This window comes from Janthinobacterium leeuwenhoeki (genome assembly GCF_051380795.1).
Taxonomy (GTDB): Bacteria; Pseudomonadota; Gammaproteobacteria; order Burkholderiales; family Burkholderiaceae_D; genus Janthinobacterium.
Map to the genome: position 1 here is coordinate 1 of NZ_JBNYXT010000060.1, position 16467 is coordinate 16467.

The 16467-nt window shown below is 59.8% G+C and carries 11 protein-coding genes and 1 rRNA gene; 2 read left to right on the top strand and 10 right to left on the bottom strand.

Annotation, left to right across the window (positions count from 1 at the left end; genetic code table 11):
• Positions 1 to 93 (bottom strand): 16S ribosomal RNA (locus ACQ4WS_RS25000); the annotation flags it as partial.
• 603 nt (positions 94 to 696) lie between these two features.
• Here ACQ4WS_RS25000 and ACQ4WS_RS25005 point away from each other — a divergent pair.
• The gene (locus tag ACQ4WS_RS25005; protein WP_436479658.1) at positions 697 to 2685 is read left to right on the top strand and encodes a sigma-54-dependent Fis family transcriptional regulator; all 1989 of its coding nucleotides are present in this window, start codon (positions 697 to 699) and stop codon (positions 2683 to 2685) included.
• 1 nt (position 2686) lies between these two features.
• Here the strand turns inward: ACQ4WS_RS25005 and ACQ4WS_RS25010 are convergent, their stop codons facing one another.
• The 7 genes from ACQ4WS_RS25010 to ACQ4WS_RS25040 all read right to left on the bottom strand — a co-directional run bounded on the left by ACQ4WS_RS25010 (position 2687) and on the right by ACQ4WS_RS25040 (position 12351).
• The gene (locus tag ACQ4WS_RS25010; RefSeq protein ID WP_436479659.1) at positions 2687 to 3697 is read right to left on the bottom strand and encodes an FAD:protein FMN transferase; all 1011 of its coding nucleotides are present in this window, start codon (positions 3695 to 3697) and stop codon (positions 2687 to 2689) included.
• A complete protein-coding gene (locus ACQ4WS_RS25015; protein WP_436479660.1) occupies positions 3687 to 5726 on the bottom strand; it encodes a 4Fe-4S binding protein in 2040 nt (679 codons plus the stop codon). The genes ACQ4WS_RS25010 and ACQ4WS_RS25015 overlap by 11 nt, the downstream gene beginning before the upstream one ends.
• 120 nt (positions 5727 to 5846) lie before the next feature.
• Positions 5847 to 7007, bottom strand: coding sequence for a porin (locus tag ACQ4WS_RS25020; RefSeq protein ID WP_436479661.1), 1161 nt, complete (start codon positions 7005 to 7007; stop codon positions 5847 to 5849).
• A 288-nt stretch (positions 7008 to 7295) separates the two neighbouring features.
• Positions 7296 to 9032, bottom strand: coding sequence for a PQQ-dependent methanol/ethanol family dehydrogenase (locus tag ACQ4WS_RS25025; protein ID WP_436479662.1), 1737 nt, complete (start codon positions 9030 to 9032; stop codon positions 7296 to 7298).
• A 53-nt stretch (positions 9033 to 9085) separates the two neighbouring features.
• Positions 9086 to 9481, bottom strand: coding sequence for a DUF779 domain-containing protein (locus tag ACQ4WS_RS25030; RefSeq protein WP_282409818.1), 396 nt, complete (start codon positions 9479 to 9481; stop codon positions 9086 to 9088).
• 55 nt (positions 9482 to 9536) lie between these two features.
• Complete coding sequence (adh, locus tag ACQ4WS_RS25035; RefSeq protein WP_436479663.1) at positions 9537 to 11057, bottom strand: aldehyde dehydrogenase; 1521 nt, start codon at positions 11055 to 11057, stop codon at positions 9537 to 9539.
• Between the two features lie 337 nt (positions 11058 to 11394).
• Positions 11395 to 12351, bottom strand: coding sequence for a beta-propeller fold lactonase family protein (locus tag ACQ4WS_RS25040; protein WP_436479664.1), 957 nt, complete (start codon positions 12349 to 12351; stop codon positions 11395 to 11397).
• A gap of 203 nt (positions 12352 to 12554) precedes the next feature.
• Between ACQ4WS_RS25040 and ACQ4WS_RS25045 the strand changes: the two genes are divergently transcribed.
• The gene (locus tag ACQ4WS_RS25045) at positions 12555 to 14693 is read left to right on the top strand and encodes a TonB-dependent receptor family protein (RefSeq protein WP_436479665.1); all 2139 of its coding nucleotides are present in this window, start codon (positions 12555 to 12557) and stop codon (positions 14691 to 14693) included.
• A 163-nt stretch (positions 14694 to 14856) separates the two neighbouring features.
• Here ACQ4WS_RS25045 and ACQ4WS_RS25050 read toward each other — a convergent pair whose 3' ends face one another.
• Positions 14857 to 15690, bottom strand: a complete 834-nt coding sequence (locus ACQ4WS_RS25050) for a substrate-binding periplasmic protein (RefSeq protein WP_436479666.1) — start codon at positions 15688 to 15690, stop codon at positions 14857 to 14859.
• A 25-nt stretch (positions 15691 to 15715) separates the two neighbouring features.
• Positions 15716 to 16201 (bottom strand): cytochrome c-550 PedF, encoded by a 486-nt coding sequence (gene pedF, locus ACQ4WS_RS25055; RefSeq protein WP_436479667.1) that lies wholly within the window; start codon positions 16199 to 16201, stop codon positions 15716 to 15718.
• Between the last annotated feature and the right edge of the window lie 266 nt (positions 16202 to 16467).

Consider the following 16467-nt stretch of genomic DNA (forward strand, 5'->3'; position numbering starts at 1 on the left):
GCCACCAGAGCAAGCTCCGTGCTGCCGTTCGACTTGCATGTGTAAGGCATGCCGCCAGCGTTCAATCTGAGCCAGGATCAAACTCTTCAGTTTAATCTCTGTTACTTTGCCATTTTATTGGCACCGTCATTGCTGACGGGTCGCTCACTCAAAAAACTGACAGGCCACTACTTGCGTAGCGCCTATTTCATTATTTCTTGTGAACATTTGATATTTTAAGTTTTACAGCGATCCGAAGATCACTGCTGCACTTACATCAAATGCTCACACTTATCGACTGTTAATTGTTAAAGAACTGTGATCGGTACTGCTTTCGCGCTATCGACAAAGCGTTGTGTTTGTCAGCTGCGAAGAAGGAAGAGTATGAAGCGTTTGCAGCATTTCGTCAACCTTCTTTTTCACCCTGCTTTACTCGGCATTTACATGCGTCGTTCAGCGAGGGGGCGAATTATAGCCCTGCCCCGCGCGCGCCGCAAGGGCTATTTTTCTGCCCGGCGAAACGGCCCTGGCACCGCACTTGCTTATACAGCCATATGCATTGTCCACTGATGAGAGCAACTCTGGGCCTGACAGCAACACTGGGGATAGTCAGGTTCGCTTTGCTTTGCTCCCATCTGTGACAGGTGCTACATTATGGAACACTCTCGATATTCAAAAGAGCGCCGCAGTACAGGGCCCAACGGAGGCAACGAGATCATGTATCAACCGTCAGCTACTTACCGTAGCGCACCGTTTTCGTCCATTGCGGACGCGAACATTTTGCCAGCAGGACAAGACAACGTCCCCGTTATCATCGAAACGTCCCATCAGCGCTCAGTCGCCTTTGGCCTGTCGCCCACTGCCACGCCCGACTTTACGCCAGCAGGAAAATCCGACCTGTCCTTGCTGATCGAGCAAAACCGCATGCTGCACGCGCACGCGCTGCCGGCGATGGAAACCCTGTACCAGCAAATCGTCAATACGCACAATATGGTGATCTTGACGGATGCCAACGGCGTCATCGTGCATTCGCTGGGCGACGATGATTTCCTGGAAAAAGCCAACCGCGTCGCCCTGCAGCCAGGCGTCGCATGGTCGGAACAAAGCCGCGGCACGAATGCCATCGGCACGGCCATCACGGAAAAAGTACCGACTTTGGTCCATGCGGACCAGCATTACCTGGCCGCCAATCATTTCCTGACGTGCTCTGCGGCACCGATCACCGACCACCGGGGCAATGTCATCGGCGTGCTGGACGTGTCCAGCGACCAGCGCAGTTTCCACAAGCATACGATGGCACTCGTGCGCATGTCGGCACTGATGATCGAAAATCAGCTGTTTGCCGCCACCTTCGAAGACGCGATCACCGTGCACTTCCACGCGCGTCCCGAATTCATCGGCACCTTGATGGAAGGCATCGCATCGTTCACACCCGGTGGACGGTTTTTATCGGCCAACAAAAATGGCCTTTTCCAGCTGGGCCTGTCATTTGCAGCGCTGCAATCGCACACGTTCAGTTCACTGTTCGGCTTGCCAGTGTCCGCCTTGTACGACCATTACCGCACGGCAGCACCCGGCTTGCTGAACCTGTGCATGCACAGCGGCGTGCGCGTATATGGTCGCGCACAATTGCGCCTGGCCAATAGTGCCTTCCAACACGGCTTCACTGCAGGCACCGAGCATAGCGATATCAACGCCGTGCCGGCCCAGGTTCCCGCATCGGCCAGCCATGCGGCCAACGCGGCGCGACGCCTGTCCGGCCTGCGCTATCTGCGCACGGGCGATCCGCAACTGGAACTGGTGATCGAAAAGGTCAACAAGGTATTGGGACGCGACATCCCCATCCTCGTCATGGGCGAAACGGGCACGGGCAAGGAATTGCTGGCGCAAGCCATACACAACGATTCACCGCGCGCCATGGGACCATTTATCGCCGTCAACTGCGCCTCGATACCGGAAACCCTGATCGAATCTGAACTGTTCGGCTATGAAGACGGGGCGTTTACGGGCGCGCGCAAGAAAGGCGCCATCGGCAAGATTTTGCAGGCGAACGGCGGCACCCTGTTCCTCGATGAAATCGGCGACATGCCCTTTGGCCTGCAGGCGCGGCTGCTGCGCGTGCTGCAGGAACGCATGGTCACACCGCTGGGCAGCAGCAAATCGATCACCGTCAATGTGGAACTCATTTGCGCCACGAATCACAACTTGCGCGAACGCATGGCCAAGGGACTGTTTCGCGAAGACTTGTATTACCGCCTGAATGGTCTGGTGGTCAAACTGCCGCCGCTGCGTGAACGCACCGACCTGGAAACCGTCGTGAAAAAGATCCTTGCCACAGAGGCGCCCGACACGCGCTATACGGTAGCGCCAGACATCCTGCGCATGTTCCACCAGCATAAATGGCCAGGCAATTTCCGCCAGCTGACCAATCTGTTGCGCACGGCCATCGTCATGGCAGGCGATGAGCATGAAATCTGTTTGCGCCACATGCCTGATGATTTCCTCGACGATATTGAGATAACGCAAGCGACTGCCGCCAGCGCCAGCACGGACCGCATGATCGCCGCTGGCGCCAATCTGGAAGAAATGGAACAAAGCGTCATTCTCAAGTCGCTCGATGCGCATGGCGGCAACGTCTCGGCCACGGCGCGGGCCCTGGGAGTGTCACGCAACACGATCTATCGCAAGGTGCCGCATCTGAAATAGCCTAGAGTAGACGGGGAAACCCGGGCGACATTGCGCGCCGGCCCTGCTTGTCGATGGTCATCAGGTCAACGCCCTGCATATGCGCGGCCATGGCATGCGCACGCGTCGCTCCCGTCACCATGAAGGTTGTCGACAAGCCATCGGCCAGCAAACCCGTGGGCGCCAGCACGGTGACGCTGGCCAGTTCTCCCGGCGAATCGCCCTTAGCAGGGTCGAAGATATGGTGATGCACGAAGTCGGGCGTGAACGTGCATTCGTAGTCGCCCGACGTGGCCACGCTGCGCCCCTCCACTTTCAAGGTGGCGGCCAGGATTTCGCCGTCGCGCGGATCCTGAATGCCCAAGGTCCACGGGCGGCGCAGGGAACGCTGTCCCCGCGCAACGAATTCGCCCGTGTCAAGCAGCGCATGCCGGATGCCGCGTGCCTGCAAGGCTGCCAGCGCCCTGTCCGCCGCATAACCTTGCGCCAGGCCATTCAAGGTCAGCGCCATGCCAGGCCGGAGAAAACGCACTTCCCGGCTATCCCACGCCAGTTGCCGCCAGTCTACCCGCGCTTGCGCCGCGCGGCGCAATGTGTCCGTCGGCAAGCTTGCCTGGTTCGCCACCGCGCGAAACAGCTGCCACAAAGGTTGCACGGTGATATCAAACGCCCCGTCGCTCCATTGCGACAAGGCTTGCGCCTGCGACAGCACGGCCAGCAGGTGCGTGTCCGGCCGGTCCAGGCGCCCATCGCGGTTCAGCTGGAAGACTTGGCTGGCGGGACTGTAAATGCTCATCAGGCGGTCGATATTCCTGGCCGCATGCAAGGCATCTTCAATGGCCAGTTCGGCCTCGCGCTGATCGTGGTGCAACACGGTGACGGCGATGGTCGTGCCAAATCCCAGCGCGGCGCCTTGATAAGGCCGTACGCCGGACGCCGTGGCCGTACCGCGCGCCATGCTGCCAGGCAAAGACAAACCCGCCATGCCGGCCACGCTGCCTATCGCTGCCGAAATAAACGTTCTACGCTGCATTGCTGCTCTCCTTTGCCGTGACCCGGACTATGGGAATGGTGCGGGCACGCTTGATTTCCAGCATCAAGGGCGCGCATTTTTCATCGCTGGCGTAAATCACCACGCAATCCATGCACTGGAAACACTCGCCATAATCGACTTTCCCGCTCGGCGCGATGGCGTGATGCTCGCAACGGTGACGGCAAGTCTGGCACGGCGTGCCGCATTCCTTGCGACGGGGAATCCAGTTGAGCAGGCGAAAGCGCCCCAGCAGCGCCAGCGCCGCACCAAACGGACACAGGTAGCGGCAAAAGAATTTATAGGAAACACTGCTGAGCAGCAGCAAGCCCACGGCATACGCGACGAAGGGCCAGGCGCGCACGAAGGTCAAGGTAATCGCCGTCTTGAACGGTTCCAGCTCGACCAGCTTGTCCGTGATCTGGCTGGAAAACACGCTGCTGCCGAGAATGGCCGCCAACAAGCCATACTTGATCCATTTCAGGCGTCCATCGAGACGGGGCTTGATCTTCCACTGCGGCAAGCGCAGCCACTGGCCCAGCTTGCCCGTGAATTCCTGCAGGGCGCCGAACGGACACAGCCAGCCGCAAAACGTGCCGCGCCCCCAGATCAGCAAGCTGAGCAGCACGAACGCCCACAGGATCACCGTCATCGGATCGAACAGGAAGAAGCCCAGGCTGCGGCCCGCCAGCAGCGCCTGGAGGGCGCCCGTGATATTGACGATCGATAACTGCCCTTGCGCGTAATAGCCGATGAAGCCTATCGTAAACACCAGGAACAGGCGGCGGAACCAGACAAATTGCCGGCCATCGCGCACCAGGCGTTTCTGCCAGGCCAAAGCACCGGCCAGCAGCGCCAGCCCGGCGGCCAAGAGCAGCAACTCAGCCTTGCGGTTCTTCCACGTGCCGCGCCACGTGGCATCGTCGCCTTGCGGCGCGATATAGAAATCGGCGGGCAAGCGGTAGCTGAAATCGACGTTGCGGGCGATGCGTTCCGGATACACGATGCCCTTGTTGCGCGTGATGGGGAGAGAAAATGCCAGCGGGCTGGCCGCATCGAGCCCCGCCTGGCTGATGATGCGAAAGACAGCGATATTTTCAGTCGGCAACGGCCCCGCATCCAACAGGCTCAATTCCAGGTCCAGGTCGCGCATGTCGATGGGCAAACCATCCTGCTTCAGCAACAGGCGATCAGGCACGGTGCCGCGCACGAAATCGTCGCCCAGCACGCTGTAGCGCCCGCGCGACATGACGAGGATGGCATGGTCGCCCTCGTCAAGCCGGTTGCGCAGTTTGTTCCAGCTGCGTTCCGTCAACAGCGTGCGTCCCACCGTGGGCACGGACACATACGCCAGGTAGAGGTCGATGAACACGCCGTCCGGCTCACGCGTCACTTGCGCATCAAGGCCCGCGCCGGGACTGCCCGAAAACAGGCGTTCCACATCTGTGTTGCTCAGGCGCACATGCTGGATCAAGCCCTGCTCAAGCATCTGCGCCACGCTGAGTTTCTCGAAGACCTCCATGCGAATGCGGGCGATCTGGTCCGGGTCGCGGCCTTGTGCAAAGCCGAGTTTTTTGCGCGACACTTTCAAGGCCGAGGCCAGCACGCTCTGGTTGATGATGCGCACGGAGGCCGTGGCCTTCGACACGCCGTCGATATCGGCGTGGCTTGCATCTTGCGCGCGCTTGGTTCGCGCATCGATGGCGATATTCTGTTTCAGCGACAAGCCCTGGTACTGTTTGACAAATTGAAACAAGGGCGCTTCGCCCAAACCATCGAGAAAGACGGGCTCGTGCTGCGACAGCACGGCGACGTCGAGAAAACTGCCCTGTGGATTGATGGCGATCAATAAATTGACGGGCACGCCGGAAAAGCCGGGAATCGGCGCCAGGTCCACCGATTCAAAAACGTAACCGACCAGTTCGGTGGCCGTGGCGTTTTGTCTGAACAAGGGCCAGACGGGCAGGTCGGCCTCCTGGTCGCCGACGACGATGGGAGCTGGAAAGCGCCGTGCCAGCTCGGCCTTGGTCATTACGCCCGCCCACGCCTGTCCCAAAATAAACAGAAATAGCCAGCACGCGATGAATAATCGCATTGTCCTCATGCACTACGCTCCGTGCGGCGCCCTGTCACAAGGCGCCGCGTTGATGAGTTAGAAGAAAATAATGCCGCCCAGCGACACGCCATTCATCTTCGCTTCGCCGCCGGCAAAGCCTTTCGAGCGCGTCTGGCCCAGTTCGCCCACCAGGGTGATCGCACTGTTGAGCGAGTAATACGCGCCCAGGGTCAGGTTGGCGTTCGACTTCAAGCCGCCCGTGCCGGCCGTGTTGTCATCGTTCTTGCTGATGCCGTAGGACAAGCCCAGTTTCAGCTTGTCCGTCGTTTTATATGTGCCTTGCAGCAGCCAGTTCTTCGACTTGGTATCGCCCTGGTCGGCATCGGACAAGATGCCCAGCCCCTTGCCGCCCTGGAAGTTGAGCAGCACGCCGGCCGGCCCCATCTGGTACGAGCCGCCCACTTCCACGCCGCGCATGGTCAGGTCATCGACACCCGGCGTTTTCGACGTGAATTTTTGCGACTTCACGCCCAGCCAGGCTTTCAAGCCTTCTTGCGCATACGTCAGCTGCGCCTGCACTTGCGGACTCGACTTCGAAGAATAGGTCGAGCCTGCCACGATGGGCGTATCGGAGACGGGGCTGACCAGCGCCACGTCGACGCCAAAGCCGCCCGACTTCGGCGAGCTGTACATGATCTGGCCATAGTTGCCCAGGTAGGTGTAGCCGGCGCCGATATGGCCCAGGGTCACCCGGCCCCGCTGTGTCGCCTGCACGGGTGCGCCCGAGCCCAATAAGGTCATGTCGGACAAAATCGCGTTCGCACCGAAGATGCCATAGTCGCGGCCCAGCTTGAAAGTGCCCATTTCCGCATTGCCGAACGTGAAGAAGGCCTGGCGCACATCGACCACGCTGTTCTGGCTGATTGCGCTGTCGGTGGCCGTCGAGTTGTAGATGCCGATCAAGGCTTTCACGTCGTACTCGCCCAGGCGCGACGAGGCGGACGTGATCAAGCCATTTGGCAGCAAGCCGTTGCCGATGGTGGTACGGTCCTTTTCGCCGCCGCAACCGAGCGCCTGGCCGCCCAGCGCCAGCCCGCCCACCGCATCGCCCGAACACGATACTTGCGTGTAATAGGCGTTGACGATGCCGCCCACCGACACGGTCCAGTCACCGGCCTTGATATCGACGGCTTGCACCTGCCCCATCGCTGCGATTGTCATGACACCCAGGCTCCCCAGCTTGCTCAATGTGTTCATTGCTTCTCCTCTTTCTTCTCTGTTTTTAGTGTGCACACCAGTGATTGATGTACCTCAAGCTTTGGCAATAAGCGTGCCCAGCACGGCCCAGAGGGAAAATGAGAAAAATCGCTTGTTGACGTGTGCAGCAGCGGATCAATCGCCACGCACGGTGTTCCTTTTTTGACCGACAGTATGCGTAGCGGAGATACAGGTAAACAAAAAACTGACGGCCTGGGCCGTCAGAAATAAGAAAGCGCCCGGCGGACAGGGAGACTCCCATCCGAGTGGCCCGGGCGTTTCACCCCCTTACTTCGACGCCAGCTTGAAAACCCACACGGAACCGCCCTGCTCCAGGAAGTTGACCTTCTTGGCCACCTCGCCGCCCCACAGCGGCACCGCGCCACCCCAGCCGGATACGACGGCTACATATTGCGTGTCGCCATCCTGCCAGGTGACGGGCGGTGCCACAACGCCGGAGCCCGTCTGGAATTTCCACAGCTCCTTGCCCGTCTTCGCGTCGACGGCTTTCAGGAAGCCTTCCGGCGTGCCGTAGAACACCAGATTGCCAGCCGTACTCATCACGCCGCCCCACAGCGGCGCGTTGTTCTTGATTTCCCAGACGATCTTGCCCGTCTTCGGATCGATGGCGCGCATGGCGCCGATGTAGTCGTCAAACAAGGGCTTGATGGTAAAACCGGCACCGAGGAAAGCGCCGCCCTTCTTGTAGCTGATCGGCTCATTCCAGATATCCATACCCCATTCGTTCGCTGGCACGTAGAACAGCTTGGTTTGCGGCGAGTACGCCATCGGCATCTGGTTTTTGGCACCCAGGAAAGCGGGTGCGGCAAACACGGTCGTGCCTTTCTTGCCCTCTTCCCCCTTGGTCGGGTCGCCAGGGCGGCCGGCGGCGATGTAGTTCGGCCGTCCCGTTTTCAGGTCGATGCTGCTGGCCCAAGTGATTTTCTTCACAAACGGAAAGGCGTTCTGCAGCTTGCCGTTGTTTGCATCGATGACATAAAAGAAACCGTTGCGGTCGGCCTTGCCGCCATAGCGCTTGCCATCCATGTCGAAGGTGACGAACTCGTTGGCGCCATCGAAATCCCAGGCATCGTTGGGCGTGTTTTGATACGCCCATTTGATCTGGCCCGTCTTTACGTCCAGCGCCACGGTGGACGAGGAATACAGGTTGTCGCCGGGACGCAAATGGCTGTTCCATGGCGCCGGGTTGCCGGTGCCGAAATAGGCCAGCTTGGTTTGCGGATCGTAGGTGCCGCCCATCCAGGTCGAGGCGCCGCCCGTCTTCCACAGGTCGCCCGGCCAGGTTTTGTTCACCGTGCCAGATACGCCGTTATCGATGGCCTTGCCATCCTTGTCGTAGCGGTGGCCCATATGGCCCTCTACCGTCGGACGGCTCCATACCAGGTCGCCCGTCATCGGGTTGCGCGCTTCGACCCGGCCGACGATGCCGAATTCCCCGCCCGACACGCCCGTCAGCAGCAAGCCTTCGGCGATCAGCGGCGCAGCCGTCATCGAGTAGCCGGCCGCATAGTCATCCACTTTCTCCTTCCAGACGATCTTGCCCGTGTTCTGGTCCAGCGCCACCAGGTAAGCATCGAGCGTGCCGAAGATCACCAGGTTGCCATACAGAGCGGCACCGCGGTTGACCACGTCGCAGCAGGGCATGATGCCGTCCGGCAAGCGATGCTCATACTTCCACAGCTTGGCGCCCGTTTTCAAGTCGACGGCAAAGATGCGCGAATACGATGCCGTGACGAACATCTTGCCGTTGTGAATCAGCGGCTGCGATTCCTGGCCCCGCTGTTTTTCGCCGCCAAACGAGAATGACCAGGCCGGCACCAGCTTGGCTACGGTCTTGTCATTGATCTGCGTCAACGGAGAATAGCGCTGGCCCTGCGTGCCCATGCCAAACGACAGGACGCTAGAGGGATTCTTCGCCGTGCTGTCGAGCATGGCATTGGTGACATTGCCCACGTCGGCCGCCTGGACCAACGAGGCGACACTCAAACCGACGACGATCCCCATGATTTTTTTCTGCACAATCATCTCCCTCTGTTATTAGTATGTGTGTGTAACTCTCAGGTGCTTTTTCTGTCGTGTTCATGCGGCTGGGCATGCAACAGCGCACACTCTTCATCGGTGAACAGGCGCGAGCGCGTCAAAAAGCGCTTGCCCGTACCGTTGTCGAGTGAAAACATGCCACCATTGCCGTCGACCACATCGATAATCAACTGGGTATGCTCCCAGTACTCGAATTGCTCAAGTCCCATGTAAAACGGTGTGCCATTCAAATTGCCGAGATAGATATCGGTATCGCTGACATCGAACTCGCCCAGCGCATAGCACATGGGCGCACTGCCGTCGCAGCAGCCGCCCGACTGGAAAAACATCAGCGGGCCGTGACGCTGGCGCAACTTGTCCATCATTTCCAGCGCCGCATCGGTGGCGACCACCCGGGCAATTGCTGCACTCATGGCATCCCTTTCTGCGCGCCGCGCCTGGACTACAGGCGCGGCGCCTGTTGCCGGTTTAGAAGAAGCCCAGGGCTTTCGGGCTATAGCTCACCAGCAAGTTCTTCGTTTGCTGGTAGTGATCGAGCATCATCTTGTGGTTTTCGCGGCCGATGCCCGATTGCTTGTAGCCACCGAAGGCGGCGTGGGCCGGATACAGGTGGTAGCAATTGGTCCACACGCGGCCCGCCTGGATGGCGCGTCCCATGCGGAAGGCGCGTGAACCGTCGCGCGTCCACAAGCCGGCACCCAGGCCATACAAGGTATCGTTGGCAATCGCCAGCGCTTCGGCCTCATCCTTGAAGGTGGTCACTGACACGACGGGCCCGAAGATCTCTTCCTGGAAGATGCGCATCTTGTTATGGCCCTTGAACACGGTCGGACGCACGTAGTAGCCGCCCTCCAGGTCGCCCGCCTGCGTGTTGCGCTCGCCGCCGGCCAGCACTTCGGCGCCTTCCTGGCGGCCGATGTCGAGGTAGGACAGGATCTTCTCCAGCTGCTCCTGCGACGCCTGGGCGCCGATCATGGTGGAAGCGTCGAGCGGGTTGCCCTGCTTGATGGCGGCCACGCGCTTCAAAGCCCGTTCGATGAATTTTTCGTAGATCGATTCCTGGATCAGCACGCGCGATGGGCAAGTGCACACCTCACCCTGGTTCAGCGCAAACATGGTGAAACCTTCCAGGCACTTGTCGAAATAATCATCGTCGGCATCCATCACGTCTTCAAAGAAGATGTTCGGCGACTTGCCGCCCAGCTCCAGGGTGACGGGAATCAGGTTTTGCGCCGCGTAACCCATAATCAGGCGGCCCGTGCCCGTTTCGCCCGTAAAGGCGATCTTGGCGATGCGCTTGCTCGACGCCAGCGGCTTGCCCGCTTCCAGGCCGAAACCGTTGATGATGTTCAACACGCCCGGTGGCAGCAAGTCGCCGATCAGCTCGATCAACACCATGATGGACGCCGGCGTCTGCTCGGCCGGTTTAAGCACCACGCAATTGCCGGCTGCCAGGGCTGGCGCGAGTTTCCACACAGCCATCAGAATCGGGAAATTCCACGGGATGATCTGGCCCACGACGCCCAGCGGCTCATGGTAGTGATAGGCATAGGTTTCCGCATCGATTTGCGCGACGGAGCCTTCCTGGGCGCGGATACAACCGGCGAAGTAACGGAAATGGTCGATGGCCAGCGGAATGTCGGCATTCATCGTTTCACGGATCGGCTTGCCGTTGTCGATGGTTTCCGCCGTGGCGATCAGGCTCAGGTTTTGTTCGATGCGGTCGGCGATGCGGTTCAGGATATTGGCGCGCTCGGCAGGCGAAGTCTTGCCCCAGGCATCCTTGGCGGCATGCGCGGCGTCCAGCGCCAGCTCAACGTCTTCCGCCGTGGAGCGGGCAATTTCGCAAAACGGCAAGCCGGTGATCGGCGTAATGTTAGGAAAGTATTCACCTTTTACTGGGGCAACGAATTTGCCGCCGATGTAATTGTCATAGCGTTGTTTGAAGGGATTGGCTACGCCCAGTTTGCTGATGTCTGCGAGATTCATGTCGTCCTCTATAGGGTTAATTAGAATGGAAGTGCTGTAGTTAAAATCAAACGTCCTGGTACAGATGGGGTGAGTACACGGAGTCTTCCGCAAATGCCGTGCCAGCTCGCCATCCCCTTACAAACTTAGCCGCTTTTGCCCTTGTTGCAAGGGCGTGGCGTCAATCCCGGCGCGCTTTTCCGCGCATGCCCTGGCATGAAAGGCGGGCGTGGGTCTGTTTGCGTTTTGAACAAGGTGGCGCCGTCCTGTTCCAATCCGGGCCAGCCCTGCCGCCGCGCCCCTACGCCGCTGCACAATGGAACAGGTGTACCAGACTGGAACACCTGCTCCAGCTTGCCTAGCGAATCACCACGCCCCATGGCAATTCACCCACGGCAATATCGGCCACCTTCTGCGCGCTGGCCGTGTCGATGACGGACACGCTGTTCGAGCGGCCATTGGCCACGTACAGCTTGGCGCCGTCGGGCGTGATGGCCATATTCCACGGGCGCTTGCCGACGGCAATGGTGGCCGTGACCTGGTGGCTGGCCGTGTCGATCACCATCACCGTGCCGTCCGTGCCATTCGAGACATATACCTGCTTGCCGCTGGGATGGACCACGATGCCATTGGCATTCTTGCCCGCTGGAATGGTGGCAATCGCCTTGCGCGCGGCCATGTCGATGACGTAGACGGCATTGACCAGCTCGCACGCCACGTAGGCGCGGCCCGAGTCCGGGCTGAAACCGATGCCGCGCGGCCTCAGTCCCACGGCAATGGAAGCCACCTGGCGGCGTTGCGCCACATCAATGACATCGACTTGCTCAGCCTCTTCTGCACTGACCAGTAACCAGCGCCCATCGGGGCTGAAGACGGCATGTTCCGGGTTGCGTCCCTGCACCTTGATGTCGGCAAGCAAGGTACCTGTCTGGCCATCGAGCAAGGCCACGCTATTGTTTTCCTCGACGGCCACAGCCACGTAATGACCGTCCAGGGAAGCGCTGACGCCTTCGGGCGACTTGCCCAGCGCCACCGTACGCAGGGGCGTGCCGCCAGCGTTATCAATTAGCAGCAAGACGCTGCTGGCGGCATCCGTGACAAACAATTGCCGCCCGGTAGGGTCGGCGGCGATGCCGCGCGGCCGCTTGCCGGCCGTTATCTGGCGCACTACCTGGTCGGTAGCCGTGTCGATGACGCTCAAGGTGCCCGATTTTTCATTGGGGACATAGGCAAAAGGAGCGGCCTGGAGGGCGCTGCTGGCGAGTGCCGGCAGCAGCCAGCACATCTGGCGCAGACGCGAGAAGAAGTTGGGCATAATCACCTTTTCAATGGAAAAACACAGGAAAAGCGCGCGGCATCGGCGCCTCTGACAATTGCTGTAGGCAAACGCCGTGCCACTGACACGCGTATAATTTCAGCCCACCAATGGAGACATGGCAGGCATATTGCTTGATACGACATGCAGACCTGTGCCGCTCACGCGCTCAAGCAGGCTTTTATTCACATTGGAGAATCCGCATGCAGCATCGTTTCCGCCTGAACACCATCGCCAGCCTGTTTGTCGCCGGCAGCGCTACCCTCGCCCCCCACGTCTTTGCCGCCGAGTCAGCTGACCTGGCCGCCGGACAACTGATGGATACGGTGGTCATCAGCGGCAGCCGCATCGCCCACCCCAGCCAGGAAGTGCCGGCCTCGATCGATGTCGTCGACAGCGCCCGCATCCAGGAGGGCCAAATCCGCGTCAACGCGTCTGAAGCGCTGGCCGCCGTGCCCGGCCTGGTCGTACAGAACCGCCAGAACTACGCGCAAGACTTGCAGATCTCGTCGCGCGGCTTCGGCACCCGCTCGGCCTTCGGCGTGCGCGGCGTCAAACTGATCAGCGATGGCATTCCTGCCAGCATGCCCGATGGCCAGGGCCAAGCCGCCACCTTCAACCTCGATACGGCGGAGCGCATCGAAGTGCTGCGCGGGCCATTTTCTGCCATCTATGGCAATCATTCGGGCGGCGTGATCCAGTTGTTTTCCAGGGATGGGGAAAATCCCCCATCCGTCGAACTGAATGTGACAGGCGGCAGCTACGGCACCAGCAAGGTGGACTTGACGGCGCAGGGCCAGGCAGGCGGCATCGGCTACGTGCTCGACGGTTCACGCTTCCGCACGGATGGCTTCCGCGACCACAGCGCCGCCACGCGCGAACAGGCGTTCGGCAAGATCACCGTCAAGCCCAATGCGGACAGCAAGCTGACCATCGTCGCCAACAGCCTGCACCAGGGCAACACGCAAGATCCGCTGGGCGCCACCTGGGCCACGTTTGCCGCCGATCCGCGCGCCGGTGAAATCGACACGACAGATACGCAAAATCCGAAACGCACTTTTGCCGAACGCTACAACACGCGCAAAAGCATCGACCACCAGCAAATCGGCGCCACCTACGAGCAATCGTTTGGCGATGACCGCCTGCATGTGATGGTGTATGGCGGCAACCGTGACGTGATCCAGTACCAGGCATTTAGCAAAGGATTCCAGGCCCCAGCCAGCCATTCGGGCGGCGTGGTCGATTTCCAGCGCCAGTTCTATGGCATCGATACCAACTGGCTGCACGTGAACCAGTTGGCCGGCGGCAAGCTGAGCACCACCATCGGCATCGATTACGGTCGCTCCAGCGATGACCGCACCGGCTATGAGAATTACATTGGCAATAGCTTTGGCGTAAAAGGCAAGCTGCGCCGCGACGAACAGGATGTCGTCTCCAGCCTCGATCCGTATGTCCAGGCGGAATGGCAAAGCGGGCCATGGCTGCTCAGCGCAGGTTTGCGCTACAGCAAGATGAAAGTAGCGGTCAACGACCATTTCCTCGGCAATGGCGATGACAGCGGCAGCCTCGAGTTCAGCCATACGACACCAGTGCTGGGCCTGTTGTATAAACTGACGCCGAACGTCAACGTCTACGCCAGCGCCGCGCGCGGCTTCGAAGCGCCCACCTTGAATGAACTGTTTTACTCGGGTACGGGCGGCGGTTTCAATTACCAGTTAAAGCCGGCCACCAGCACCAACCTGGAGGCGGGCGTCAAGGCCAGGATCGGCAACAACACGCACGTGAACGCGGCCCTGTTCCAGATCAGGACCAACGACGAACTGGTGGTCGACAAGTCCAGCGGCGGACGCACCAGCTATCGCAATGCAGGTAAAACCTTGCGCCAGGGCATGGAAGTGTCGCTGGACTCGAACCTGCCGTATGGCTTCACGACAAAAGTGGCGCTGACCAGCCTGCACGCCGTGTATGACCAGGCGTTTGGCAACGTGCGCGAAGGCAACCGCTTGCCGGGCGTGCCCAGCGCCAACCTGTTCGCGGAACTGGCCTGGAAAGACACGCTGGACCGTTTTGGCGCGGCACTGGAAAGCGTGGCCAGCAACCAGGTCTACGCGGAAGACAGCAACAGCGAAAAACCGGCGCCTGGCTACACGGTGTTCAATGCGCGGTTCAACGCCAGGCAAAACGTGGGCAACTGGCGCTTCAAGCAGTTTGCCCGCCTGAACAATCTTTTTGACAAGACCTACGTGGGCTCCGTCATCGTCGGCGACAGCAACAAGCGCTACTATGAAGCGGCGCCGGGCCGTAACTGGCTGCTAGGTGTCAGCGCGCAATACGCGTTTTAAGAACACCTGAGAAAAAGTCCATGGCCGCGTTGCATTGCCTGGTCGTACTATTCGTACTGCCTGCGGCAATGCGCCTTGCCCTGAACGTTTTTCAGGCGTTCTCATGACAAAAAGGCCCACGCCTCTTCCGATGCGCGGGCTTTTTACCATGCAGCATGGCCTGTTACGGCCGTGCTTCCTTCACGCCATATTTTTCAAAGATGGTTTTCAATTCGCCGCTGGCCGCCATCTCGTTCATGGCTGCCTGCAGCAACTTGCCCACGTCGAGCTGCTGGCGGCTGACGGCCAGGCCCACGGCCCAGCCGGCACGCGGCAAGCGGGCGAACCCCACTTCGCTCACGGGGAAAGCGGGATCGCTTTTCAGCACCGACTCGATTTCCGAACGATTCGCCAGCACGGCATCGAGCTTGCCCGCCCGCAATTGCTGCAAGGCTTCGGCCGCCGTGTCGAAGATGCGCACGTCGTCGCGGTACTTGCCATTGTCTTCGCCCAGCATCAGCATGGCCGCGATCGACACCTTTTCCACGCCGACGCGCTTGCCCGTCAGCGAAGCGACGCCATCGAATTGCGGCACGGCTTGCGCGCTACGCGCCAGGCGCACGGTTTCCACATAGTACGGCGCGAAGATCTCGACCTTGTCGTTATCCGCCATCAACTTCTTGTCGACCGGCACATGCAGCATCACATCGGCGGGACCATAACCGAGGTAATGACCCTTCCACACCATATTGCGCAAATCATCGTTGAGGTTTTCGCCGGCGGGGAATGGCAGCAAGCTCAGTTTCAAACCCAGCTTTTTCGCCAGCGCTTCGGCGATGTCGATATCGATGCCCGCACCCTTGTCGGAAAACGGTGCGAACTCGTTATACACAGCCACTTTCAGGCTGCCCGACTGCTGCACTTTTTGCCAGTCGGCGCGCGCTGGCGCGGCTGCGCACAGCGCCAGGCAAGCGAGCGAGATCATCGCGCGCGCGCCCTGGAGGTGAAATGAACGCATGTGACTCCTTCGTGATCAGTTCGACTTAATTAGATTCGCGGCGAGTTTCCAGATAAGTCTTGATGGCCCACATGGCTTCCTGGTTGAACACGCCTTCGAACGGCGGCATGTACACGGCGCCATTGCGTACTTTTCCGTGGCGTATGGTGGTGAGATAGTAATTATCCGTCTCCTTGTAGCAAGCCTGTTTCTTTGTCTCATTCTTGATACTGAAACAATCGCGGTCAAGCTGGCGCAAGTCCGGCGCGATGCCGCCCGAGATGGCTTCTATGCCGTGGCAGCGGGCGCAATTCTGATTGTAGGCCGAAGTGCCCACCGTCAAGGCCAGTTTGTTGCCCCGATACGGATTTTGCTCTAGCCACTTGTCGCCCATCTTGGGCAAGCCCGTGGTGTCGACGCCTTGCGGCGTGACATTGCCGTGCGCATAGGCATGCGGCAACGTCAGCAGGGAAGTGAGGGCAACGACGCCGGCGGCGGCCACGCCGAGCAGGGTGCGAATGGAATAGGTCATGCTGGTCTCCTTGGTTTTTTAGTGAATATCCAAGAAGAGCAAATGCCATGCCATGCGTATATGCCCCGCATCCGGCCGCCCATGTATCAATTTGGAACAGCTGCGATACGTATTTGTGTCACCCAGCGCGTCAGCCGACAGCGCCAAACAAAACCAGCAGACGAAAAAAAACCCGACCATTTCTGATCGGGTTTTTCTCTACTGCGAATAACAAGCCTGACGATAACCTACTTTCACACTGGTTGCAGCACTATCATCGGCGCAAA